Origin of the sequence: Nocardia spumae, from assembly GCF_020733635.1 — a bacterium.
In the GTDB taxonomy this organism is placed as follows: Bacteria; Actinomycetota; Actinomycetes; order Mycobacteriales; family Mycobacteriaceae; genus Nocardia; species Nocardia spumae.
In genome coordinates, this window is sequence record NZ_JAJFZL010000001.1 from 5,349,324 (window position 1) to 5,372,797 (window position 23,474).

The 23,474-nt window shown below is 68.9% G+C and carries 21 protein-coding genes; 12 read left to right on the forward strand and 9 right to left on the reverse strand.

The window, feature by feature from the left end:
- Nucleotides 1–6 precede the first annotated feature (6 nt).
- Nucleotides 7–1,641: a hypothetical protein gene (locus LKD76_RS23980; protein WP_227983664.1), complete on the reverse strand. Its 1,635-nt coding sequence runs from the start codon at nucleotides 1,639–1,641 to the stop codon at nucleotides 7–9.
- 92 nt (nucleotides 1,642–1,733) lie between these two features.
- Between LKD76_RS23980 and LKD76_RS23985 the strand changes: the two genes are divergently transcribed.
- A complete protein-coding gene (locus LKD76_RS23985) occupies nucleotides 1,734–2,225 on the forward strand; it encodes a YbaB/EbfC family nucleoid-associated protein (protein ID WP_227983665.1) in 492 nt (163 codons plus the stop codon).
- A 53-nt stretch (nucleotides 2,226–2,278) separates the two neighbouring features.
- On the opposite strand, the gene LKD76_RS23990 is transcribed toward LKD76_RS23985, so the two are convergent.
- The gene (locus LKD76_RS23990) at nucleotides 2,279–3,214 is read right to left on the reverse strand and encodes an RNA polymerase sigma-70 factor (protein WP_227983666.1); all 936 of its coding nucleotides are present in this window, start codon (nucleotides 3,212–3,214) and stop codon (nucleotides 2,279–2,281) included.
- A gap of 358 nt (nucleotides 3,215–3,572) precedes the next feature.
- Between LKD76_RS23990 and LKD76_RS23995 the strand changes: the two genes are divergently transcribed.
- Nucleotides 3,573–4,775: a Cmx/CmrA family chloramphenicol efflux MFS transporter gene (locus tag LKD76_RS23995; protein ID WP_227983667.1), complete on the forward strand. Its 1,203-nt coding sequence runs from the start codon at nucleotides 3,573–3,575 to the stop codon at nucleotides 4,773–4,775.
- Nucleotides 4,776–4,818: 43 nt separating this feature from the next.
- Here the strand turns inward: LKD76_RS23995 and LKD76_RS24000 are convergent, their stop codons facing one another.
- Entirely contained in the window at nucleotides 4,819–5,085 is a 267-nt protein-coding gene (locus LKD76_RS24000; RefSeq protein WP_227983668.1) for a tail fiber domain-containing protein, read from the reverse strand.
- 68 nt (nucleotides 5,086–5,153) lie between these two features.
- Nucleotides 5,154–5,303 carry a hypothetical protein gene (locus tag LKD76_RS24005; RefSeq protein ID WP_227983669.1) on the reverse strand — a complete coding sequence of 50 codons (150 nt, stop codon included), beginning with the start codon at nucleotides 5,301–5,303 and terminating at the stop codon, nucleotides 5,154–5,156.
- Nucleotides 5,304–5,559: 256 nt separating this feature from the next.
- Between LKD76_RS24005 and LKD76_RS24010 the strand changes: the two genes are divergently transcribed.
- The 5 genes from LKD76_RS24010 (at nucleotide 5,560) to LKD76_RS24030 (ending at nucleotide 12,707) form a co-directional block, all read left to right on the forward strand.
- Nucleotides 5,560–7,221 (forward strand): acyl-CoA synthetase, encoded by a 1,662-nt coding sequence (locus LKD76_RS24010; RefSeq protein WP_372465921.1) that lies wholly within the window; start codon nucleotides 5,560–5,562, stop codon nucleotides 7,219–7,221.
- 143 nt (nucleotides 7,222–7,364) lie between these two features.
- Nucleotides 7,365–9,023, forward strand: coding sequence for an acyl-CoA synthetase (locus tag LKD76_RS24015; RefSeq protein ID WP_372465922.1), 1,659 nt, complete (start codon nucleotides 7,365–7,367; stop codon nucleotides 9,021–9,023).
- Nucleotides 9,024–9,182: 159 nt separating this feature from the next.
- Nucleotides 9,183–9,761 carry a hypothetical protein gene (locus LKD76_RS24020; protein ID WP_227983671.1) on the forward strand — a complete coding sequence of 193 codons (579 nt, stop codon included), beginning with the start codon at nucleotides 9,183–9,185 and terminating at the stop codon, nucleotides 9,759–9,761.
- Nucleotides 9,762–10,358: 597 nt separating this feature from the next.
- Nucleotides 10,359–11,714 (forward strand): PepSY-associated TM helix domain-containing protein, encoded by a 1,356-nt coding sequence (locus LKD76_RS24025; protein ID WP_255662009.1) that lies wholly within the window; start codon nucleotides 10,359–10,361, stop codon nucleotides 11,712–11,714.
- A 285-nt stretch (nucleotides 11,715–11,999) separates the two neighbouring features.
- Nucleotides 12,000–12,707 carry a DUF8020 domain-containing protein gene (locus LKD76_RS24030; protein WP_227983673.1) on the forward strand — a complete coding sequence of 236 codons (708 nt, stop codon included), beginning with the start codon at nucleotides 12,000–12,002 and terminating at the stop codon, nucleotides 12,705–12,707.
- Nucleotides 12,708–12,797: 90 nt separating this feature from the next.
- Here LKD76_RS24030 and LKD76_RS24035 read toward each other — a convergent pair whose 3' ends face one another.
- Nucleotides 12,798–13,526, reverse strand: coding sequence for a zf-HC2 domain-containing protein (locus LKD76_RS24035; RefSeq protein WP_227983674.1), 729 nt, complete (start codon nucleotides 13,524–13,526; stop codon nucleotides 12,798–12,800).
- Nucleotides 13,527–13,552: 26 nt separating this feature from the next.
- On the opposite strand from LKD76_RS24035, the gene LKD76_RS24040 reads away from it, so the two are divergent.
- Genes LKD76_RS24040 through LKD76_RS24050 form a run of 3 tightly spaced genes read left to right on the forward strand, consistent with a single transcriptional unit; the run spans nucleotide 13,553 to nucleotide 16,491 of the window.
- Complete coding sequence (locus LKD76_RS24040) at nucleotides 13,553–14,158, forward strand: sigma-70 family RNA polymerase sigma factor (protein WP_372465923.1); 606 nt, start codon at nucleotides 13,553–13,555, stop codon at nucleotides 14,156–14,158.
- Nucleotides 14,159–14,197: 39 nt separating this feature from the next.
- The gene (locus tag LKD76_RS24045; RefSeq protein ID WP_227983677.1) at nucleotides 14,198–15,385 is read left to right on the forward strand and encodes an MFS transporter; all 1,188 of its coding nucleotides are present in this window, start codon (nucleotides 14,198–14,200) and stop codon (nucleotides 15,383–15,385) included.
- On the forward strand, nucleotides 15,352–16,491 hold the full coding sequence (locus LKD76_RS24050) for a hypothetical protein (RefSeq protein WP_227983678.1): 1,140 nt from the start codon (nucleotides 15,352–15,354) through the stop codon (nucleotides 16,489–16,491). The genes LKD76_RS24045 and LKD76_RS24050 overlap by 34 nt, the downstream gene beginning before the upstream one ends.
- A 25-nt stretch (nucleotides 16,492–16,516) precedes the next feature.
- Here LKD76_RS24050 and LKD76_RS24055 read toward each other — a convergent pair whose 3' ends face one another.
- The 4 genes from LKD76_RS24055 to LKD76_RS24070 all read right to left on the reverse strand — a co-directional run bounded on the left by LKD76_RS24055 (nucleotide 16,517) and on the right by LKD76_RS24070 (nucleotide 20,028).
- Nucleotides 16,517–17,314 (reverse strand): TroA family protein, encoded by a 798-nt coding sequence (locus tag LKD76_RS24055; protein ID WP_227983679.1) that lies wholly within the window; start codon nucleotides 17,312–17,314, stop codon nucleotides 16,517–16,519.
- Nucleotides 17,257–18,135 (reverse strand): metal ABC transporter permease, encoded by an 879-nt coding sequence (locus LKD76_RS24060; protein ID WP_227983680.1) that lies wholly within the window; start codon nucleotides 18,133–18,135, stop codon nucleotides 17,257–17,259. Before LKD76_RS24060 ends, LKD76_RS24055 begins: the two co-directional genes overlap by 58 nt.
- Nucleotides 18,132–18,791 carry an ABC transporter ATP-binding protein gene (locus tag LKD76_RS24065; protein ID WP_227983681.1) on the reverse strand — a complete coding sequence of 220 codons (660 nt, stop codon included), beginning with the start codon at nucleotides 18,789–18,791 and terminating at the stop codon, nucleotides 18,132–18,134. The genes LKD76_RS24060 and LKD76_RS24065 overlap by 4 nt, the downstream gene beginning before the upstream one ends.
- Nucleotides 18,792–18,885: 94 nt before the next feature.
- Nucleotides 18,886–20,028 carry an acyl-CoA dehydrogenase family protein gene (locus LKD76_RS24070; RefSeq protein WP_227983682.1) on the reverse strand — a complete coding sequence of 381 codons (1,143 nt, stop codon included), beginning with the start codon at nucleotides 20,026–20,028 and terminating at the stop codon, nucleotides 18,886–18,888.
- An 88-nt stretch (nucleotides 20,029–20,116) separates the two neighbouring features.
- Here LKD76_RS24070 and LKD76_RS24075 point away from each other — a divergent pair, with 88 nt between their 5' ends.
- Both LKD76_RS24075 and LKD76_RS24080 read left to right on the forward strand, forming a co-directional pair.
- The gene (locus LKD76_RS24075) at nucleotides 20,117–21,802 is read left to right on the forward strand and encodes a CoA transferase (protein ID WP_227983683.1); all 1,686 of its coding nucleotides are present in this window, start codon (nucleotides 20,117–20,119) and stop codon (nucleotides 21,800–21,802) included.
- Nucleotides 21,799–23,436, forward strand: a complete 1,638-nt coding sequence (locus LKD76_RS24080) for a class I adenylate-forming enzyme family protein (protein ID WP_227983684.1) — start codon at nucleotides 21,799–21,801, stop codon at nucleotides 23,434–23,436. The genes LKD76_RS24075 and LKD76_RS24080 overlap by 4 nt, the downstream gene beginning before the upstream one ends.
- The last annotated feature ends 38 nt before the right edge of the window (nucleotides 23,437–23,474 follow it).

Below are 23,474 nucleotides of genomic sequence, written 5' to 3' on the forward strand. Positions count from 1 at the left end.
GCGCGGCTACACCCGATCCGGGGGGAAGCTCTTCGTGCTGTGCCTTTTCGCGGTATCCACGAGCAGCCGATGCAGGACACGGGCCGGCGGGACAGCCTTTCCCGCGTTGAGCTGCACCTCGGTGAATGCGTCGGCCAGCGCCCGCCCCGGCTCGAACCTTCCGTGCGGGAACCCGTATCCGCTCAGCCGGCCACGCCACCGCCGGAAGTCGGTGACGACGACGCCGAGCGACTTTTCGAACCGACTGTCGCCACACTCCGACAGGTACTCGGAAATCAAAGTCCGTTGTGAGACGGAGTGAGCGCGAAGCCCACCTGTCACATCGAGCGCGTGACCGAGTTCCCGGACGATCGTCGAATACAACGGCCGACTGTCGGAGCCACGGGAGATACCCCCGCGCTCGATTTCCGCGGATACTTCACCGGCCAGCGTGCTGCTGTCTTTCGCGGTCGCAACGTTCAGAGTCACACTCTTCACTCTGGGTGTTCTTTCGCCGTCGCCCGGATTCCAGGCCCAGTCGAGCCGGGTGGTGGCGTCCCCGCATTCGGCGATGGCGAATTCGGGCAGGTCCAGGTAAGGGTGAGCGGTGAGTACGTCGTCGAGGGCTTGCGCGATTTCTCGCAGGGTATCCAGGCTGATTCCGGGTGTGTCGAATCCGATCACCTGCAGCCCGTGGCGGCTCATGAGCGCGTCGGCGAGTTCCTGCGCTTCCGAGGACGTAGCACGCCGGACCTCGACCCGTTTGTCCTCGCGCCGAGCACGTTTCGGGGACCCGGGCGCTGCTTTCGCCGGAGCCTTCGGAGCCGATGGCGCACTCGGCCGTCCCCCTCGCGCGGGCGGAGCCGAGACTTTGCGTGCCGGATCCGACCCCGGGGCAGAGCTCGCCGCTCGGTCCGACCAGGGCGTGTTCGATCGTTGCGATTCGGCGGAGCCCGGGCCGCCGGCCTTCTTCGATCCCTCTGCCGCCGGAACCTCCCGCGCCGACGGTCCTTTGGTGTCGGAGGGGGGCACTACGCCCGACGTCGACGTCGGCGGCGCACTCGCCGTCGACGTCGGCGCACCGGACAGACCGCTGTCGGCGTTGCCGGGCGCTCCGGACCGAGAATCCGGCGCGGCCTCGGCCGGCGAGTTCGCTTCGGGGTGATTCCGCGTGGCCGATCCAGCCGGGCCGGCCTGCGCGGGCGCGGAGACGCCCGGCCCTTCGACAGCCGACGGCGCCGAGGATCGGGCCGTGGGAACGGCGGAGTTCGGCGTGCTGTGTGCTGCCGCGGATTCCGATGTCGGAGTTCCGGACACGGATTGCCCTGTCTCCGTCGGGTATTCGCGGTCTCCGGCGTCTTGTATCGCCATCTTGCCGTCGAGATCCGCGTCCCCGAGACGACCGGCAACGCCCGAGAGCAGCTTTCCCTCCTCGGCCAGCGCTCCCAGGGTGCGATTCATGTTGTCGAGCAGGGTCCGGGAATCGGGTTCGAATGTTTCGGCGAACGTGCGTCCGGACTCGTCGTCACCCCAGAATTTGCCGACCCTGGCGAAGTGATCCCGGAGCTCGTTGTAGATCTGACGGGCCTCGCTCGCGATCGACTCGTACTCCTGCACGACAGCGCGGAGCCGAACCTCGTCGATCGACAGCTCCTGCCCCACCGCGACCACCTCACTCCTGTTGCCGACGCCGACGATTCTCCGTCCTCCACCCCCATTTCCCACATCTGGGGAATAGGGGTGGTGGTGGTTGGATGGAAATCACAACCTCCGCGCCGAAGCCGGTCCCCATTCGAAGGCGGTGTCCAGAAGTGGATCCTCTGTCCGCCGGCAGCGACGACTTTCGATACCTGGCTCGCACAGAGGTCAACCAGATACTCGACAACTACGAGGAACAGATGGCGAGTCTGGCCGAGATTCGCCGGCAGCTCGATTCCGTTCGTATACAAGCGCGTTCGACGGACAAGACGATCGAAGTGAGCGTCGACTCCGTCGGTGTGGTGACAGAGATAAAACTGGAACCGGCGGCCCTGCGGAACAAGCCCGAAGAGCTCGCCCGGAAACTCACCGAAGTCATCCGCGAGGCCGCGCTGCATGCCGAAAAGCACACGGCACAGACGGTGGCGCCGGTGGCCGACATCGTCGATCCCCTGCCGGACCTGCCCGAGCTGCTTCCCGGGGCGCCGAGCCTGCGCGATCCCGTTCCGTCCGAGGATGATTCGGAGGATGCCGCGTCGTCACAGTGACGCGTACGTTCCGGATATCCGCCCGCCGGTGAACCACAGTGCCGGGCAGCCGATCAGCGGCTCAGGGCGGTTTCGGTATGCAGTCGCGACAACTTGTGCGGATTGCGGACCGAGTAGACCCCGGTGATCCGGCCGTCGTCCACGCGCAGCGCCAGTACGGTGTCTATGCTGCCGTCGAGGCGAAGGATCAGCGCCGGGTGACCGTTGACGTGGGCCGACTCCAGCGACCTGGTGGTGAGGTTGGGCAGACCGGCGGCGAGGACGGCGGCGACGGCTTCGGCGCCGACGATGGGGGCGAGTGCGGCTCGGGCGACGCCGCCGCCGTCGCCGAGGAAGACGACATCGGGCGCGAGGGCGCCGAGCAGGTCGTGGAGCTCGCCGGTCTCGATCGCTCGCTGGAACGCGGCGACGGCGTCGCGGGTGTCGTCGGCGGACACGATGCCGCGGGGGCGGCGGGCGGCGACGTGGGAGCGAGCGCGGTAGGCGAGCTGGCGAACCGCCGTGGGTGTTCTGCCGACGGCATCGGCGATCTCTTCGTAGGTCACATCGAATACCTCGCGGAGCACGAAGACCGCCCGCTCGATCGGGGCGAGCGTCTCGAGCACCAGAAGCATTGCCATCGAGACGTTTTCGGCGAGCTCGATGTCCTCGGCCACATCGGGTGTGGTGAGCAGCGGTTCGGGGAGCCAGGGACCGACGTAGGACTCTTTGCGCCGGCCGAGAGCGCGCAGACGATCGAGTGCCTGGCGGGTGATCATGCGCACCAGGTAGGCGCGCGGATCGGACACGGTGTCCAGGTCGACGGCGATCCAGCGCAGCCAGGTGTCCTGGAGCGCGTCCTCGGCGTCGGCGGCCGAGCCCAGCATTTCGTAGGCGACGGTGAACAACAGTTTGCGGTGCGCGACGAAGGCTTGCGTGGCAGCATCCCGGTGCTGATGGCGGCTCTCGCCGCCGCGATCGTCAGGCGTGACCTGTTCCGCTGCGGGCATGGACGTCCTGCTTTCTCTCGGGTGTCGCCCACCAGATGCCGGACCCCCCGGTTCTGTGACATTCCGGTTCGGATTCAGTGGTGCACGTCACATCCGCAGGGGCGAGGCCCTGTTAATTCGGTGGGCCCGAGACGGGCGGGTTGTTAATGTGTCCGGGTGAGTTCTCCGGAGGCGTCCAGACGGTAGCCGCCCTGCTCGTGCGGGGCGGCGTTGTGAGGGTATTCCCGCCGGTCGCATCGCGACCCGGCGTGGTCGGCTCATCCCGCAGCGCCGGACGATGTCGATTCTCGCGGCCGGGTCACCGGGCGCGATCCATCTCGGGCGCCGCGCACGGCGCCCTGTAGTCGGGAGCTCTCTCATGCCCGTTGTGGTATTCGTGCTGGCTGCTGCGGTTTTCGCACAGGGCACATCCGAATTCATGGTGTCGGGGTTACTCGAGCAGATCGCCCAGGACGTCGGGGTCTCGCTCGGCACTGCCGGTTTGCTGACCTCTCTGTTCGCTGTCGGCATGGTGCTGGGTGCGCCGGTGATGGCGGTGACGGCGAGCCGGGTGCCGATCAGATACTCGGTGACACTCTGCTCGGCGTTGTTCTGCGCGGCGCATGTCCTCGGCGCTGCGACAGGCGAATTCGCGGTACTGCTGGTGTCGCGACTGCTCGCGGCGGTCGCCGATGCGGGATTCTTGGCCCTCACGCTGGCCGCGCTGCCGAGGTTGGTCGGCACGGCGCTGATCGGGCGCGCGACCTCGCTGGTGGTGTCCGGAGTGACGGTCGCCTGCATCGCCGGAGTGCCCGCGGGCACCCTGCTGGGGCAGATCTACGGCTGGCGTTCGGCGTTCTGGGCTGTCGCCGTTCTCAGCGCGGTGGTGGCGGTCCCGGTATGGGTCATGCTCGGTGACGTGCGCGACCCCGCGGTGGCGGGCGGACCGGCCTCCCCGATCCGGCGGGAGTGGCCGGTACTGGGGCAGCCGGTGGTTCGCACCGCCGTCATCGCCGCGATTCTGGTCAACGCCGCGACCTTCGCCGGGTTCACCTACCTCGGCACGGTCACGGCCGAGGTCACCGACGACGGCCGATGGGTTGCCCTGGCGCTGGCGCTGTTCGGTGTGGGTTCCTTCGCCGGGGTGACGATCGCGGGCCGATACAGCGACCGTCATCATCGGCGGATCACCCTCGCCGGAACGGTCGTCCTGATCGGAGTGTGGCTGCTGGCCGCCGTGACCGCGCAGGCGATGGTCGCGGTGATGGTCATGTCGGCGGTGGCGGGTGCGGTCGCGTTCGGGGTGGGTTCGACCCTGATCGCGACGATCGTGCGGACCGCCGCACCGATCGCTCCGCGGATCGCCGGAGCCCTGTCGACGACGGCCTTCAATATCGGCGCGGTCCTCGGACCCGCGACCGCCGGTCGGATCGTGGACCACACCGGCCACCCGGCCGCCGCGTGGTGGTGCGGAGCCGTCTTCGCCACTGCCGCAGCGGGTGTCCTCGCGTTCCGCGGTCGCGTCCGTCGTGAGCACCACAGTGCGGCAACGGATTCGAATTCACGAGATAGCGTGAGGTGAAACCGCGGCCTGTCGTGCGGAAATCCTTGTCGGCAGCCGAAACTCACTCGTCCGCGGACAGCTCGGCACGCAACTCGGCGATCTCGGCGCGTAATTCGGCTATTTCCCGGTGCAACGCCTTGATGCACACCAGGGCTACGCCGCTGGCATCGACGTTGTGGATAACCTCGTCGTTATCGCCGAGACCGAAGGTAGCCATCCAATCCTGAGCCATGGGACCGAGGTGGCGCACATGCGACGGTTCCCACTCATATCGCCAGGTGCTGACCGGAAGGTCGACGACTTTGGCCAGGATGTCGTAGCCGTTCACCGACTCACCCGCCGGTGTTCGTGCCCCCGGCGGCTTCGGCACCAGGCGCCGAAGCCGCCGGATCATCGTCAGCGGTCCCAACGGATTTCGGTGATGTCCCGCTTGATGTTGCGGTTGCTTTCGATCACCGCGTTGGCGGCGCCCGAATTGACGACTGCCAGCACAACCCCGGCTGCGGTCACCGAGGCGATCTGCAGTGCCGTGGAGAACTTGCTCATGCTCTTACTCCTTCCAGACGTCGATCGCCTGTACGTATCGATCGATCGACGTCATGAAGTCTCGTGGATCGGGCCATACGATCGGGCGATCACTGTTCCCAAACGTGAGCACTCGCCGATCACGCCGTAGCCGCCTCGTCCCATAATCGAGGCCAAACGGTTGGCCGGAAGTGTGTACCAACCCCCTCCTCCCCCTGCTAGCGTCCCCAGCACGCGATGGGTCGCGCGGCTCACGCTCGGTGTGGAGGTGATTGGTGTGGGCGTCGAAATCGGATCCGTTCTACACGGGGTGCGACGCAAGACGATCGAGGTGACCGAGGCCGTGCGGGCGCTGAATGTCCTGCGCGAACGCGGATTCATCGACCCGCGCAATCTGGGCGAGACACTGCTGACCGCCAAGGAGGGCCGGGCCCTGGGGCCGCAGGCCACCATGGTGCGCCACGCCGCCCGGATGTGGCCGGACCGCCCGGCGCTGATCGACGAGCGCGGCAGCCTCACCTTCCGGGAGCTGGACGAGAACTCCACCCGGCTGGCGCGCGGGCTGCAGTCGCTGGGCGTGGAGGCCGGAACCGTCATCGGCATCCTGGCCCGCGATCATCGCGGTCTGCTGCTGGCGATGGCGGCGGCCGGTAAGGCGGGCGCGCGCCTGGCCCTGATGAACACCGGCTTCGCGAAGCCGCAGTTCGCACAGGTCTGCGAGCGCGAGCACGTCAAGGTCGTACTCCACGACAGCGAGTTCGTCGGCCTGCTCGACGCGTTGCCGCCGGAGCTGCCGCGAGTGATCACCTGGGTCGACGAGGGCGCCGAATTGCCCACCGGCGCAATGACGATCGACGAGCTCATCACCGAACATCCGCCGACCGAACTGCCGCTGCCGAAGAAGCCGGGTGGCTTCGTCATCCTCACCAGCGGCACCACCGGATTGCCGAAAGGCGCTCCGCGCGAAGCGGTTTCACCCATCTCCTCGGCCCAGATCGCCGATCGCATCCCGTTCCCGCCGCAGGGCACGATGCTGATCGTCTCCCCCATCTTCCACAGCACAGGCCAGGCCACCTGGCTGGTCGCGACCGCTCTGGGCGCGACGACGGTGATGATGCGCCGCTTCGACGCCGAACGCACCCTGGCCCTGATCGAGGAACATCGGGTCGACCTGCTGGTGGCCGTGCCGACCATGCTGCACCGGATGGTCGAGTTGGATCCCGCGACGCGTCAGCGCTACGACCTGTCCACCCTGCGCTCGATCGTGCTGGCCGGGTCCGCGCTGTCCCCGGAGCTCAGCATCCGGGCGGCGGAGGCGTTCGGGCCGGTGCTCTACAACCTCTACGGCTCCACCGAATGCGCGGTGGCGACGGTCGCGCAGCCGGCGGATCTGGCGATCGCGCCGGGTACGGCCGGGCGCGCTCCGGTCACCTGCGAAGTGGTGCTCTACGACGAGAACGACCGGCGGGTGTACGGCACCGAGGTCAAGGGCCGCATCTTCATACGCTCCGGAGCGCCGTTCGAGGGCTATACCGACGGCCGCCACAAGCAGATCATCGACGGCTACATGTCCTCCGGCGATGTCGGTCATTTCGACCGGCACGGACTGCTGTTCGTCGACGGCCGTGACGACGACATGATCGTGTCCGGCGGGGAGAACGTCTTTCCGCAGGAGGTCGAGAACCTGCTGCTGGAACGTGCCGACATCTTCGACGCCGCGGTGGTCGGCGTGGACGATGTCGAATTCGGCAAGCGCCTGCGCGCGTTCGTCGTGCCCGAACCGGGCATCACCCTGGACCCCGACGAGATCAAGGCATACGTCAAGGGGACGCTGGCGCGCTACAAGGTGCCGCGGGATGTGGTCTTCCTCGACGATCTTCCGCGTAATGCGACGGGTAAGTTGCTGCGCCGCGAACTGGTGGAATACGAGATCACATAATCGGTCACCCGACCAGTTTCCGGTACCGTCGGTTACAGAGATGCGAACCACATCCGCGGCGGCCTGCTTGCTAGGGTTAGCACGCACTGGATCTCGATGTTGCGGTCCCGCCTGCCTGGCGGAATCCGCGGAAGGTTGTACCTATGTCAGCTGTCCTTCCGTCAGCAAGCACTGCCCTCCGAAAGGCCGGAGATCTGGCTCAGGGGGTCAATGTCATGCGCAAGCGGGGCCTGTTCAGCCCGCTGCGCCCGGACCACGCGGTCAGCTCGGCGTTGAACGTCACCAAGTTCGGCCCGTTCGCCGGCGTGATCATGCACGCCGCCAAGACGAATCCGAACTCGCCCGCGCTGCTCGACGAGCGCGGTGAGCTGACCTTCGCCGAGGTCAACGCCCAGTCCAATCAGCTGGCGCGCGGGCTGGCGGCACAGGGGCTGCGCGAGGGCGATGTGGTGGCGCTGCTGGCGCGCGATCACCGCGGCATGGTGCTGGCCCTGGCGGCCACCGGCAAGCTCGGCGTGCGGGCGGTGCTGATGAACACCGGCTTCGCGAAGCCGCAGTTCGCCGACGTCGCGGCGCGCGAGCAGGTCAAGCTGGTGCTGCACGACAGCGAGTTCGTCGAGCTGATGGGCGCGATCCCCGCCGATATTCCCCGGATTCTGACCTGGGTCGACGAGGCCGACCAGGTCGACCCCGAGATCCCGACCGTGGATTCACTGCGCGAGGGCCAGTCGCCGGACGCGGTGGCCGCGCCGACCAAGCCCGGCGGCATGGTGATCCTGACCAGCGGCACCACCGGTACCCCCAAGGGCGCCCCGCGCGATAAGGTCAGCCCGTTCATCTCCGCCCAGTTCCTGGATCGAATTCCGTTGCCGCGCAACGGTTCCATGGTGGTCGCCGCACCGGTCTTCCATGCCACCGGGCTGTCCCAGTTCACGCTGGGACTCTCTCTGGGCAACCGGATGATCTTCCAGCAGCGCCGCTTCGACCCGGAGCGCACACTCGCCAATATCGACAAGTACAAGGCGCAGTCGCTGGTCGTGGTGCCGACCATGCTGCAGCGCATGCTCGATCTGCCCGCCGAGACGCTGGCCCGATACGACATGTCGTCGCTGCGGATGATTTTCGCCGCCGGATCCGCGATTCCGCCGGATGTGGTCACCCGGAGCCTGGACTACTTCGGCGATGTCCTCTACAACGTCTACGGCTCCACCGAATGCGCGCTGATCACCGTGGCAAGTCCGGAAGATCTGCGGAAATCGCCGAGCACCGCGGGCCGGCCGCCACTGGGCATCCGGCTGGCGCTCTACGACGAGAACCGCCAGCCCATCACCGAGCCCAACGTCACCGGCACGATCTTCATCGAGAACGCGCACTCGTTCAAGGCCTACACCGACGGTCGCACCAAGGAGACCATCGACGGCAAGATGTCCAGCGGCGATGTCGGGCACTTCGACGAGGACGGGCTGCTGTTCATCGACGGCCGCGACGACGACATGATCGTCTCCGGCGGCGAGAACGTCTTCCCGCAGGAGGTCGAGCACCTCATCGCCGACCGCGCCGACGTGCAGGAGGCGGCGGTCGTCGGCGTCGACGACAAGGAATTCGGAAAGCGCCTGCGCGCCTTCGTCGTTCCGAGTCCGGAGTCCAAGCGCGACGCCCAGGAGATCAAGGACTACGTCAAGGCGAACCTCGCGCGTTACAAGGTGCCGCGCGAGGTGATCTTCCTCGACGAGCTGCCCCGCAACGCCACCGGCAAGCTGCTACGCAAGCCGCTGACGGAAATGGAGATCTCCGGCGACTGAGACGGCCACGATGCCGACCGGCCCGGGAGCCCGCGCTCCCGGGCCGATGTCGTCTTCGGGGCCGGCCGGCCGGTCCCGCATGCCGCCGCCCAGCTTCCGTGCGGAAATACCGTGGACTACCTGAGAATTCGCCGTGAAGCGTCCGCTATCATTCAGCTCGTGATTCTGCATTCCGGCCGAGTTCCGGCCCGCGACCAGGTGGCGGCGCATTCGCGCCGCGCCGCGGTGGCGCGGTTACGGGGCGCTTCGGCGGGATCAGTTTCCGGTGCGTTATCGATCGCGGCGCACGGCTGGGCCGCCGGCGGCATGCCGGTGCAATCCAGCACATTGATGCTGCTGGTGGCGGCGTCCACCGTCGTCGGAGCACTCGTCGCGGGAGTCGCGCCCCTGCGCACCACCGCCGTCGGACTCGTCACCGCGCTCTGGGGCGGGCAACTGATCGGCCACCTGGTGATGTCGGCCGAGATGGCGCATATGCACGATATGCCGCTGTGGACACCGGCCATGCTGTGTGCACACCTGATCGGCGCGATCTGCGCCGCCGTGGTCATTCTCGGCGCCGAGGCCGCCTATCGGATCGGCACCGCCGTCGCGCGGGTGCTGCCGATCCCGGTGAGCGGTCCGGCGAGCGCCGAACCCCCGCTTCCCCGCAGCGTTCACCGCGACCGGGTTATTCTGCGGATCTTTCCCGTCGAAACCTCCCGCACTCGCGGACCACCACTCACTGCGTACTGCTGAAACATCTCAACACCCACCTTCGCCGATACGCATCGCCGAACAGCCCGGTCGGACGACCGGTGTCGACGTCGACTCGACCGGTGGTTCCCGGACGGCATATCGTCCGCGACGAGTTCCCGAAGCGAGTTGGCGCTGCCGGACCTCCGGCATCGAACGGTCCACAACGGTCCGCGGTCGCCAGACCACGCGACCGTCGCAGTCCCAGTGCGGGAACACGTGTTCCAGGACCTTGCCGCGGCCGGATTCGATGAGCCGGCGCGCGCCCGTGCGCGGCGCGGGCGTCCGTATCGACCGGCATCGCCGGCGGCCCGGCCACGATCCCCTCGACCGGGCCGGACGGATCCGCGCGAAGGGGGTGCCCTCGAAACAGGAGCACTACCAGTGAGCATTACCGATATCCCGGCTGCGGGCACCGAACCACCGCAGCCGGACACGTCGCCGCCCGACGCGGCGCAAAAGACACCGCCCGACGCGGCGCGGAAGACACCGCCCGACGCGGCGCAGAAGACACCGCCCGAGCCGGCGGAGCAATCCGCGCCGGCCGGGCGGCCGGCCGCGGCGCGCGCCGGCACGACACGGGCGGTGCAGGCGCTGGCCATGCGGTTGCACTTCTATGCCGGTGTCTTCGTGGCGCCCTTCATTCTGATCGCCGCGGTGACCGGCGCGCTCTACGCGGTCGCGCCGACCCTGGAGCAGATCACCAGCCACCATCTGCTGCATGTGGATTCGACCGGTCCGGCGCGGCCGCTGTCGGAGCAGATCGCGGCGGGCGCGGCGGCCGAACCGGCCCTCGCACCGGTCGCGGTGGCACCGGCGCAGCAGGCCGGTGACACCACCGAGGTGATCTTCAAGGATCCCGGTCTCGGCGAGTCCGAGCGGCGTGCGGTATTCGTCGATCCCGCGACCGCGCGTCCGGTCGGCGACAGCGTCGTCTACGGCAGCACGAATGCCCTGCCGACGCGGGCCTGGATCGATGTCCTGCACCGGAATCTGCATCTCGGCGATGTCGGGCGGCTCTACAGCGAGATGGCCGCGTCCTGGATGTGGATCATCGCGCTCGCGGGCGTGGTGATGTGGTGGCGCCGTTCGCGTGGTTCGGCGCGGCGGTTGATGTGGCCGGACCGATCCAAGGCCGGTCGCCCGCGCAGCCTGAGCTGGCATGCCACCGTCGGCATGTGGATTCTGCTGCCCCTGCTGTTCCTCTCGGCGACGGGCCTGACCTGGTCGTTGCATGCCGGGGAGCACATCACCTCGCTACGGCAGCAATTGAGCTGGACCACACCGGTTGTCGCCACCGCCATGCCGGGTTCGGCGACGCCGTCGATGCCGGTCGGCGGCGAACACGCCGAACACACCGGCGGCCACGACATGTCGATGCCCGTTCCGGCCGACCGTGCCGCCCAGGTGGACAAGGTGTTCGCCGTCGCCCGCGGACACGGCATCGAGGGTCCGGTCGAGATCTCCATTCCGGCCGCGGACACCACCGCGTTCGTGGTGAAGGAACGCCGGCTGCCCGGGGTCTACACCCAGGATTCGATCGCGGTGGACGGCAGGACGGGCGATGTCGTCGACATCCTGCGTTATGCGCAGTGGCCGCTGATGGCCAAGCTCGCCAACTGGGGAATCGCGCTGCATATGGGCATGCTCTTCGGCCTGGCCAATCAGTTGTTGCTGCTGGCCACGATGATCGCGCTGATCACCGTGATCGTGCGCGGCTATCTGATGTGGTGGCGGCGACGGCCGACCCGGGATGCCAGCCGGTTCTCCTTCGGGCGCGCGCCGGTGCGCGGCGTGCTGCGGCAGGCACCACTGTGGGTCAGCGTCCCGCTGGTCGCGGTCACCGTATCGATCGGGTGGTTCGCACCGGTATTGGGCGTCAGCCTGCTCGCGTTCCTGATCGTCGACGCCGGTCTCGGACTGGTACCGAACCGCCGTCGAGGAACCGTCGCCTGAACCTCCGAACCGCATTCGGTTACGACACTCGCCGATGTGATCCGGCTGCGCCGGAGCCTGTTTCACGTCCGGACGAGCGACGCCAGGTCGCCCGTCCGAGGGAACGCGCGCACATCCGGGTCGTAACAGCCGCCGACAGCATTCGGCCGGCAGCAACGACTGCGCCGTAAATCCTACGGACGCACCGGCTTCGGACGTCCCGGGTACAGCCATGCCCAGTTCCGGCGCAGTCGGCACACCACCAGCAACTTTCACTGACCTGATATCGCACAAGGAACCAGCACCATGGGAATCAAGAACCTCGCCGCCACCGCCGCCCTCGTCGCCGCCGCCCTCGGACTGAGCACCGCCACCGCGGGTGCCGCGCCCGCCGACGCCGGTGCGGTGAACTACACGGCGACCACCACCACGACGGGCACCGTCATCTCCACCGACGCCGGTTCGCTGACCGCCGACAACGGCGTATTCACGATCGAGGCGGCCGATGGCACCGTGCTCGCCGGCACCGAATTGTCGTTCCGGGTGGACGATTTCGTCTTCCCGATCGAGGCGCGCATTCACGACCGCACCGCTACCCTCACCCCGCAGTTCGATCCGGCGCACGCGGTGTACAAGCCGGTCGCGATGCCCTTCGAGGACAGCGCGCCGTGGAAGACGCCGTATGACCGCGAGCAGGCCGCGTGGAGCCGCATGACCAGCACGATGGGCACCGGCGCCACCATCGGCACCCTGGTCGGCGGGATCACCGGCGGCGGAGTCGGCTGCCTGCTGGGCGGCATCGCCGGTGCCACGGTCGCGGCGGCCACCATCGTCGGCATGTTCGGTCCGTTCGTTCCGGCCGCGATGGTGGGTTGCCTCGGTGGCATCGTGGCGATCGGCGCGCTCGGCACTCTGGCCGGTCAGTTGCTGGTCACCGCCCCGGTCGCGGTGATGGCCGCGGCCCAGTACTTCACCACGATCAACGCTCCGTTCCAGGCCCCGGCGGCGAAGTAGCGGCGAAGGGCGCGAACCTCGGTGTGCGGCAGGTCTTTTCCGGCTGCCACCGGGGTTCGCCGGCCGGTCGGCGGGTGCGGCCGATCCGGCTCACGCGACCCGATGGCGGCTGGCCGGCCGATGGTATCCGATATCCGTGGCGGGAATGCGAGGCGGCGTCTCGAGCGGTGTGACGGCGATATCGGTGTACTCCGGATCCGTCGCGGATCGGCGGTGGCCGGGCTGACCGTCGTCACGATGCTGGCGATGGACCAGATACAGCAACGCCACCCCGACCAGCACCGGAATATGAGTGGCCAGTCGGCCCACCGTGACGTCACCGCGGATCAGGTCCAGCAGCGACGCACCGGTCAGCGCACCGACGAAGACACCGAGCATCGGCAATTGAGCGGCAGCGGTGCGGATGCGCAGTGCCGCCCAGATCAGGCCGATTCCGACGGCGAGATTCCAGGCCGCACTCTCATGGGTCATATGTCCGAGCATGAACGCGCCGTGGCTGTCGCCCATCCCGGTATCGGCACCGACGAGCTGGGCCACGGCCAGCCCCGTCTGCGCGACCGCCACCGCCGCCAGCGCGACCCGGGCGATCTGCGGTGCGCGCCGCGCGGGCGGCAGTTCGCCGAGAATCGCCGCGGTCAGATCCGGAACCTGCGGTGCGGTGCGGACAATCATGGTGCGACGCAACGTCTCCGCGCTGCGACACCATCCCCGGCAGGCCGGGCACGCGGCCAGATGCCGGTCGGTCACCTCCGCCGGGATCGGCTCGGCTTCACCATCGATGCGTGCCGAGAGCGCTTCCCGGACCGTTTCGCACTTCATGCTCCCATGGTCGCGCACAACGGGGGATGAGTTCCACGACGGGGTGTAGTAGCGTGACCGCCGTGCCGGGTGGTGACAGAGACGACCAGCTGACAGAGCTCGCACTCGCCGCGGGGCGTGGTGATCGACGAGCATTCGAACAATGGGTACGCGCCCTGCAGGCCGATGTGTGGCGCTTCCACGCCTATCGCGAGGGACCAGGTGCTGCCGACGATCTGACCCAGGAGACCTTCGTCCGCGCTTTCGGCAGCCTGCCGCGATTCGCGGGCCGCTCGACCTCGCGCGCGTGGTTGTTGTCGATCGCACGCAGGGTCGTGGTCGATTCGATCCGGTCGGCCATGGCGCGCCCGCGGCTGCATGCCACCGACGACTGGGAGAGCGCCGCGGAAACTCGCGCGGCCCAGCATCATTCGGGCCGCACCTTCGAGGATCTGGTGGAAATGCGGATCCTGCTCGACAGCCTGGATCCCGAGCGACGCGAAGCCCTGGTACTGACCCAGATGCTCGGACTGTCGTATCAGGAGGCGGCACAGGTGGCCGGGGTGCCGGTGGGCACCATTCGCTCCCGGATCGCCCGTGCCCGTGAGGATCTGCTGACCGCTTCGGAACAGCGCGACGGCGGCGTCGGCTGATCGGGAACTTTTCCGCACCGCCACACGACCTGTGTCGATGTGAGTGTGGATGCGGATGCGGCGCCGGGCGTGGTGCGGCACGCGGTCCTGACCACGTTGCTGATCATCGCCATGACGCTGTCGATGTTGCCGCTGTTCCTCCTCGGGGCGTTGGGGCCGCGTCTGATCGGTGAATTCGGCGGAACCACAACGAGACTCGGACTACTGGTCGCCGCGGGGTTCGCGGTGGCCGCGCTGTTGTCCCCCGTGGTCGGGCCCGCGGTCGCCGCCATCGGGGCGCGCCGATGCCTGAGCGTCATGTTCGTGGTCGCGGCGACAGCCCTCGGTCTGTTCGCGATGGCCCGGTCCTACGCACTGCTGGTGCTGGCGATCGCGCTGTCCGGGCTGGCGCAGGCGCTGGCGAATCCGACGACGAATCAACTGATCGCGGCCCGCATTCCACCGTCTCGGCGGGGCGCTGTCGCCGGATGGAAGCAGTCCGGAGTGCAATTCGGGGCCTTTCTCGCCGGACTGCCCCTGGCGGCACTGGCCTCGGCGACCGACTGGCGAATCGCGGTCGGACTCACCGCCGTACTCGCCTCCGGCGCGGCGGTGCTGACCGGCGCCGTGGCGAAAGATAGCGCGCCACCGCAGATTCCGGCGCTACGAGTGAAACGCCCACAGGGTGACGCCGCCTGGATGTGCGGTTTCTCGCTCTTCCTCGGCGCCGGAATTTCGGCGATCAACACCTACACCGCGCTGTACTCCTCGGCACGGCTGGGGCTGTCCCCGGGCGCGGCGAGCGCGCTGGTCGCGGGTCTCGGAGTGGCCGGCATCGCCGGTAGGGTGGGCTGGACCCGCAGATCGGCCACGCTGCGCAGTCCCGCGATCCTGCTGGCGCCCTTGGGTTTCGGCTCGGCCGTCGCCGCCGCCGTGATACTGGCCGCCGACCCGGTGGGCGCGTGGCTGGTGTGGCCGGGTGTACTGGGAATCGGCGGATTCGCGGTCGCCGCCAACGCGGTGTCGATGATGACGGTGATCGCCACGGCCGCACCGGAGCATATCGGCCGGGATTCGGCGTTGGTGTCGGCCGGATTCTTCGCCGGATTCGTGGTCGGCCCCAGCGTATTCGGCATGCTGGCCCAGTATCGCGGATACCCCTGCGCCTGGTCGGTGGTGATCACCGAATTCCTCGCGGCCACAGCGGTGGCCTGGTGGTGGCAGCGACAAACGGGGCCGGCGCGATGAACAAACTGGAACACGCTCTCGACGATGTGCTGGCGCGCGTCGATTCGACCGAAGCCGCCGTCGGCCCGAGGTTTCCGATCTACGCCGATCCCGATTCCGGGGAGTGGATCACCTCGCGGCGAGGGTCGTGGGTATCGGGTTTCTGGGTCGGGCAACTGTGGTTGCGGGCGCGATTGACCAGGGAGACAACGCATCTGCGCGCGGCGCGGGAAGCCGCCGCGCGGTCGGCGCTCAGCACCCGGTCGGACACCGTGACACGCGGGCTGATCTTCTGGTACGGCGACGCCGCGGGAGAACGCCTGGGCTTCGCGCCGGAGCGGCCGCTCCCGTGCGTGCTATCCGCGACGGCAGCGGGTGCGCGCACCGGTTCAGCGGCTCGCACCGCCGCCGAACGACTGTGCGCCACAGTCGACCCCGGCACCGGAATCCTGCCGTGGGGCACCGCCTTCGGCGACCCCGCCGACGAGATCACCGCCCGGGTGGATGGCCTCGCGGGGACCATTCCGCTGCTGGCGTGGGCGGGCGCACCCGCTGTCGCCGAGCGATTCCTGCGCGGATACCTCGACATCGCGGGTGCACCACCGCGCCGGGGGCCGACCGGCGCATGTTCGGATACCGCTACCGGAAACCGGTTGTCGGAATCCGCGCCGGCGGCGTTCGTCAAGACGGCCGGAGGGTGGCGAGCGCGATCGTCACCTCCACCCGGATGGTCGCGCGGACGCGCCTGGCTACTGCTGGCGCTCGCCGACGCCGGGTACTGGCTCGACAGCGCATTCACGGACTACGCGCACTCGTCGGCCGAACACGCCCCGAACCCTCCGGTGGTTCCCGCCGCGATCACCGGCGCCACCGCGGTCGATACGTCCGCGGCCGCGATCACCGCGGTGGCGTTGTGCAAACTCGGCCGCACCCGGGAGGCCGAGGCACTGATTTCCGAACTCGTCACCGAACACCTCGCCCGGACCGGACCACGCGGCCGGCTGCTGCGCGGATGTTACGACCTACCGGGCGGGGTGGCGGTGGCACACGAATTGATATGGGGTGACTACTTTTTGCTGCTGGCCCTGGCCATCGTGCTGGGTGCGGTATCGCCCACCCTGATCTGAGTGGGCGATACCGGCCGATCCTCGGCTATCCCCGCAATGCGGCGATGATCGTCGCCGCGGTGTCGCGGTAGACCGTCAGCAGATCGTCGTTCGCGGTCGGATAGTTGGACAGGTCCAGCTGGCGGGCCCCCGCGCCGGACAGGACCGTTCCGGTATCCATCTGCGCATTCGCGAACACGAACTGTGGACGCAGCCCGGACAACTCCGCGACCTGCTTGGCGGTCACCTCACCGGGGCCATAGGTGCCCAGCACCCGCGCCCCCGACATCTGGGCCGCGAACCCCAGGAACGACTGCGCTATCACCGTGGGCGGCTGCGTATTCCGCCATGCGGCTCGCAGGTCGGCCGACAGCGTGCCGTACACGGTGTCGAAGTCGCGCAGCCAGGTGTCGGCGGCTGGGCGGGTGCCGAACATGTCGCCGAGCCGTCGCACCTCGCTGAGCACGTTGTCGTGGCTGTTGTCGAGGTTGACCGACACCATCCTCGCCGAGGATCCGGCCGCGTCCTTGATCTTGCCCGCGAAACCCTCGAACGGCGCGTAGAGCACGAAATCGGCCCTCGACACCGCGACCAGATCCGACGGCTTGGGATCGTAGTCCGGTGCGTGTTCGATCGCGGCGGGCACGATCACCGTGACATCGGTGGCGCCGGCGGCTTTGGCGAAGGCGGCCTCCCAGCTGCTGGCCGCCACCACCCGCGCTCCCGTGTGATCGCCGTGACCGTGGTCGCCGGAACCGCATCCGGCGACGGCCGAAGCGGCGGTGATCAGTGCAGTGATACCGAATCCGAGGCGGGCGAGCCGCTTTCGGGTGATGAACGCCATCGTCGTGTTCTCCCATCGGGTAATACATGGACCGCGAGCGCCACCGCGCCCGCCGACAGAACCAGGACCGGGCCGGGCGGCAGATCGAACCAGACGGCCAGCACGAACCCGGTCACATTGACCAGCAGCCCGATGACGACCGCCGCGAACACCATGCCCGGCAACGAATTCGCCACCCGCCGGGCCGCCAGCGCGGGCAGCAAGGTGAGCGCGTCCACCAGCAGCGCGCCGGTGAGCCGGATTCCGGCCGCGACCGCCACCGCGACCAGTACCAGCAGGACCAGGGTCAGCCGATAGACCCGTACTCCGGAAGAGGCCGCCAGTTCACGATCGTGCAGCAGCAGCGCCAGCTGCCGGCGCCGCAGGACGAACAGCATCGGTACCAGCACCGCCAGCACGGCGAGCAGCGCCACATCACCGGTGCGAGTCGCCAGGATCGAACCCCACAGCAATTCGAACGCGCCGTTGGCGTTGACTCCGGCGATCGACAACACCAGTAGCGCACCGGCGATCGCCAGGCTCATCAACAGCCCCATCGCACCGGACAATCCGGCGGGACTGCGGGCCAGTGGGGTCAGTGCGGCGCCCGAGGCGGCGCAGGCGGCCAGCGCGCACACCATCGGGTCCAGTCCGGTGAGCATGCCCACGGCGATGCCGAGCAGCGCGACGTGCATCATGGCGAAGCGCACCGGCATGATGTCGAGGCCGATGATCACCACGCCCACGATCGGCAGGCCGATCGCGCCGAGCACCAGTGCCACCAGTGCCCGCTGCACCGAGGCCAGTTGCCACAGGTCCGCGACATCGGCCGCGCTGTTCACCTGGTCTCCCCGGACCGCACGGGTATTTCGCGCAGCCGGCCGTCGGCCATCTCCAGCACTCGATCGCAGCGGGCCGCCAGGGCACGATCATGGGTGACGACCAGCAGCGTCACCGGCAGCCCGGTCAGCAGGTCCGCGGCGTCGCTCTGACCGTCGAAATCCAGTGCGGCAGTGGGCTCGTCGGCGAGCAGGGCCCCCGCCCCGGCACCCACACACCCGACAGCTCGCGCCAGGTACATGCGCTGGAGCTGTCCGCCGGACAGTGTATGCAACGGCCGGTCCACCAGATCGCCGACGCCCAGCCGCCCCGCCGCCGCGACGGCCTCCCCGAACGCGCCACTGCTGTCCAGCAGTTCCCGCGCCAGCAGGGGAAACCGTCCTCCAGCCTGCCGCTGCGGAATCCACGCCACCCGGCGCCGCCGCCGATCCAGGTCCCGCCCGGTGCGCACCTGGCGCCCGTCGACGGTGACGGTCCCCGCCCGGACCGGATGCAGCCCCAGTACGGCCCGCAGCAGTGTCGTCTTCCCGGACCCGTTGGTCCCGGTCAGCGCCACCCGCTCCCCCGCGCGCACCCGCACATCCACGTCACGAACCACCGTGCGCCGGCCGTGCGCACAGCACACCCCGGACATTTCCACCGTCGAACCCGTTTCCACTTGCACTCCACTCGTTCTCTCCGAACAAGGTCGGTCGTGGACGCGGACAAGTTCCCGGAGCGGTGAATTCGCGTTCGATACGACGTCGCAGCCGCTACCGCGCGGCAGCGGTGTACTCGCGCAGCAGCCGTCGGGCAGTGGCGCTGATGTGGAACTCGTCCGGGCCGTCGAGGATGCGCGCGGTGCGGGCCACCCGCAGCAATCGCGGTAAACCCGTTGCGGCGGTGAGGCCTTCGGCACCGTAGACCTGGATGGCGGCATCCACGGCCGTGCCCAGGGCGCGGGCGGCCGCCACCTTCGCCAGGCTCACCTCGACCTGCGCGGGGGCGTCGGAGGCCACCAGATACGCGGCTCGACGGGTGAGTTCACGCGCCGAGCGGACGGCCAGTTCGGAGTCGAACAGCAACTGCTGCACCAGTTGCCGCTCCGACAGTGCGCTGTCGCCGATCCGGCGGGCCGCCGCCCGCGCGCTCAGCGACTCGATCGCGCGCTGCGCCTGCCCGATCCAGCGCAGGGCGCGCAGGGTGCGGCCGAGGGCGAGGCGTTGGCCGGCCAGCGCGAGGCCACCACCGACCGCACCGACCAGATGCGTTGCGGGAACCCACACCTCGTCGAAGGACAGCTCGTACTGTCCGCCCGCTCCGAGTACGTCCAGCTCCCGCTCGATCCGGAATCCGGGGTCGGTCGTCGGCACCGCGAAGATCGAGAAGGCCGACCGCGCTGGGCCTGCTCCGGTCCGGGCGACGACAAGCACCTGATCGGCCCGGCCGGCACCGGTGGTGAACCACTTGCGGCCGGTGATCCGCCAGCCGTCACCGTCGGCGGTCGCCGTGGTGCGCAGAGCCGCGGGATCCGATCCGGGCACACCGGGTTCGGTCATGGCGTAGGCGATCCGCAGGTCCCCGGATACGAGGCCGGGCAACAGCGCGGACCGGAGGTCCGGATGCGCGTGTGCGGTGATCATGCGCACAGTGAGCAGTGCGGCGGAACCGAGTGCGTCAGGCCCGAAATCGCTGCGGCCCTCGTCCTCGGCCAGCTCCAGATAGTCGGCGACGGCCAGGCCGCCGCCGCCGTGCGCCACCGGCAGTGGCAGCGCCCACACCCCCGCGTCGATCGCCCGCGCACGCACCGCCGACCATGCTGTCCCGATATCGGATTCCAGCTGGTCCTCGATCGGAATCACCTCATTGTCAACGAATTTCCGCACCCGCGACCGCAGCGTCGATTCCGCACCCATATCCCGATCACACCACGGGCCGGAACTCATCGGCCATGCCGCCCGACCTATGTCACAGCACCCGAGGAGTTTCCGGTGAAAGGCGAGCATGACAACCACACCTCTGTCCGGTCCCCCGATCGAGCTGATACCGCCCGGCACGATCGCCACCGTCACCGGAAGCGGAGCCACCGCGCGGGTACTGCGCGAACACCTCGGCGCGCTGGGCGCCGCGACGTCGGACGGCCCGGAGGAGGAATCCGCGGCCGCCGCCACCGCCGTCCTGGAGTTCTTGGACGGCACCCGCCGCGAACTGGTCATCGATTGGTCCGGACCGGTTCGCGACAGCGCACTCACCGATGAGACCGCAGTACAGGCGATCTGCGGTGTGATGCAGGTCAACGGGCGGCGCACCGGCGCTCCGCGCGGTCTCGAACTCGACTATTGCGCCACGGTGGCCGGCGTGCTGGGGATGACCGGGCTGTTGGCGAGTCTGTTGCTGCCGCGGCGGCGATTACGGGTGCAGACCAGTGTGGCCGAGACGGCCCTGCTGGGCATATCCCAGTACCTCGCGGCGGCCGGCGCGGACGATCCGGAAGCGGTCGCCCCGGTTCCGGGCGGTCCACCGTTCGTCAGCGCGGACGGTATCCGGTTCGAAATCGAGTCGCTGCTGCCCGAGCCATGGGCCGCGTTCTGGTCGGCACTGGACGCCGACCGCAACGCACTGCGAAAGGGCTGGCGTCCCTTCCAATTCCGCTACGCGACCGCGGCCGCGCCGATGCCGGAGGACCTGCATCGCACTACGCGGTCGCATACGTTCGCGGCCATCTCCGATGCCGCGGCGCGCACCGGGGTATCGGTCTGCCGCCTCTACGCGCCTTCCGACCCGGCGACACCGGATCCGCGACTGCTCGCGGCCCCGTGGTCGATCGCCGATCTCGCGGAAAGGCGATCGGTGCATCGTGTTTCGGCCTCCGGCAGCGCCACCGCACCGCTGGCCGGCCTGCGCGTCCTGGAGGCGGGCCGCCGGGTACAGGCACCGCTGGCAGCGCATCTGCTGCGCCTGCTGGGCGCCGAGGTGACCCGGATCGAACCACCCGGCGGCGATCCGCTGCGGGATATGCCCCCGTGCAGTGGGGACATCTCCGCGCGCTGGCTGGCCCTCAACCGGCACAAGCGAGCACTCGAATTCGATATCAAGTCCGCCGCCGATCAGGACCGGCTCCGGGAGCTGACCGCCGAATACGATGTATTCCTGCACAATTGGGCGCCGGGCAAGGCCGAGCAGTTCGGGCTCCGCGGTCGCGATCTGCCGCCCGGAACGGTGTACCTGCACACCTCCGGCTGGTCCGGCGCCGACCTGACCGACCTGCCCCCGGGCACCGACTTCATGGTCCAGGCCCGCACCGGACTGGCCGAACTGGTGGGGCCGCCGGATACCCCGCCCGCGCCCACGCTGATGACCGTGCTGGATGTGCTGGGCGGGATACTCGGCGCACAGGCCGCGGTCATCGCGCTCCTGCGCCGCCGGGCCACCGGCATCGGCGTGTCCGCGGAGAGCAGTCTGCTCAGCGCCTCGAATACCCTGCGGCAGCACGCTTCCGGCGCGACCGCGACGAGACCGCGGCAACCCTTCCGCCTGGACGGGGCATGGGTCGTCGCGGGCGCGTCCGGTGTCCCGGTCCGGGTCACCACCGACCTCGCCGAACTGGTCGGAGACCCTCGGTTCGCGGACGTCCTCGGCCGCGACGACCACGGCTGTCCCGCCTTGACCACGCCCTGGAGGATGTCGTGACACTGGTCGACAATGGCCGCTGGTACACCGATCTGGTTCCGACCGCACTGCGTAAGAGCTGGTCGCGGGCGGGCTACTATCCCGATCTCGATCTGTACTCGCAATTCGCCGCGCATCGCGCACGTCGGCCGGATGCGGTCGCGATCATCGATGCCGACGGCTCGGTCGACTACGCCGAACTCGATGATCTGGTCCGGCGACTGGCGGCCGGCCTGCGGGCACTCGGCGTCGCTCCCGATGACGTTGTGGCCGTGCAACTTCCGAACAGCAGGTTGTCCTGCGTGGCGGACCTGGCCGTCGCGGCGCTCGGGGCGGTCGTGCTGCCCTTTCCGGTAGGACGCGGCATCCGGGAGGCCGCGAATCTGTTGCGGCGGTCGGGGGCGGTCGCGGTGATCGCCCTGGCCGAACACCGCGGACAGCCCTGCGCCGAGCTGATCCGGAATATGGCCGCCGACCTGCCGGCCCTGCGCGCGGTGGTCGCGGTGGGACGGCACACATCCCGGGGCTGTGTGCCGATGCACGCGCTGCTGGCCCCCGACGGGAGCGGATTCGTCGCGCATCGCCCCGATCCCGACGGACCGGCCCGGATTCTGGTCACCTCCGGATCGGAGGCCGAACCGAAAATGGTGCTCTACTCGCACAATGCACTCGCCGGCGGCCGCGGCGCGATGATGGCCGCGCTGCACGAGGAACCGCGGCAGATGCGCAACATGTTCCTCGTGCCGCTGGCCTCGGCCTTCGGGTCCAGTGGCACCGCGGTCACCTTGGCCGCCTTCGGCGCCACGCTGGTGCTGCGGCCGGGCTTCGACCCGGCCGCCACCTTGGCGGCCATCGAAAAGGCACGCCCCACACATCTTCTGGGTGTTCCGACCATGTTGCGGCTGCTGCTCGACGACCCGTCGATCCGCACCCGGGACCTGCGCAGCCTGCGTGCCGTCGTCGTCGGGGGATCGCCGCTGGATGCCGAGACCGCGCGGCGGGGCCGGGCCGCCCTGCGATGTCCGATCGTCAATCTATACGGTTCCGCGGACGGGGTGTCATGTCATCCGGGTCCTAACGAACCGCCCGAACGTGCCACCACGGCCGGCCGGCCGAATCCCGCGGTGGCCGAAATACGGGTGGTCGGACCACAATTCGATCCACTACCCGCCGGCGCGGTGGGCGAGATCATCGCACGCGGGCCGATGTCACCGATGTGCTACGTCGGCGCGCCGGAGCTCGATCGCACGCTGCGCACCCCGGACGGCTGGACCCGCACCGGCGATCTGGGCAGTTTCGACAGCGACGGATATCTGACAATCACCGGCCGCAGTAAGGACGTCATCATTCGGGGCGGGCTCAATATCAGCCCAGCCGAGGTGGAGTCGCTGCTCATCGGCCATCCGGCGATCACCGATGTGGTCTGTGTGCCGGTCCCCGATCCGCTGTACGGCGAAAGGCTGTGCGCCTGTGTGGCCGCCGCCGCACCCCTCACCTTGCGCGACATCACCGACTATCTCGGCTCGACCGGCCTGGAACCACGCAAGTTCCCCGAACGCGTTCTGCAGCTGCCCGGTTTGCCGCTCGGCCCCGCCGGAAAAGTCGATCGACGAGCACTGCGAGCGGCCGCCGCGGAAAGCTCGGTGGGCGAATGACGAAACACGGTGCGCTACATCACATTCGTCCGGCTCCG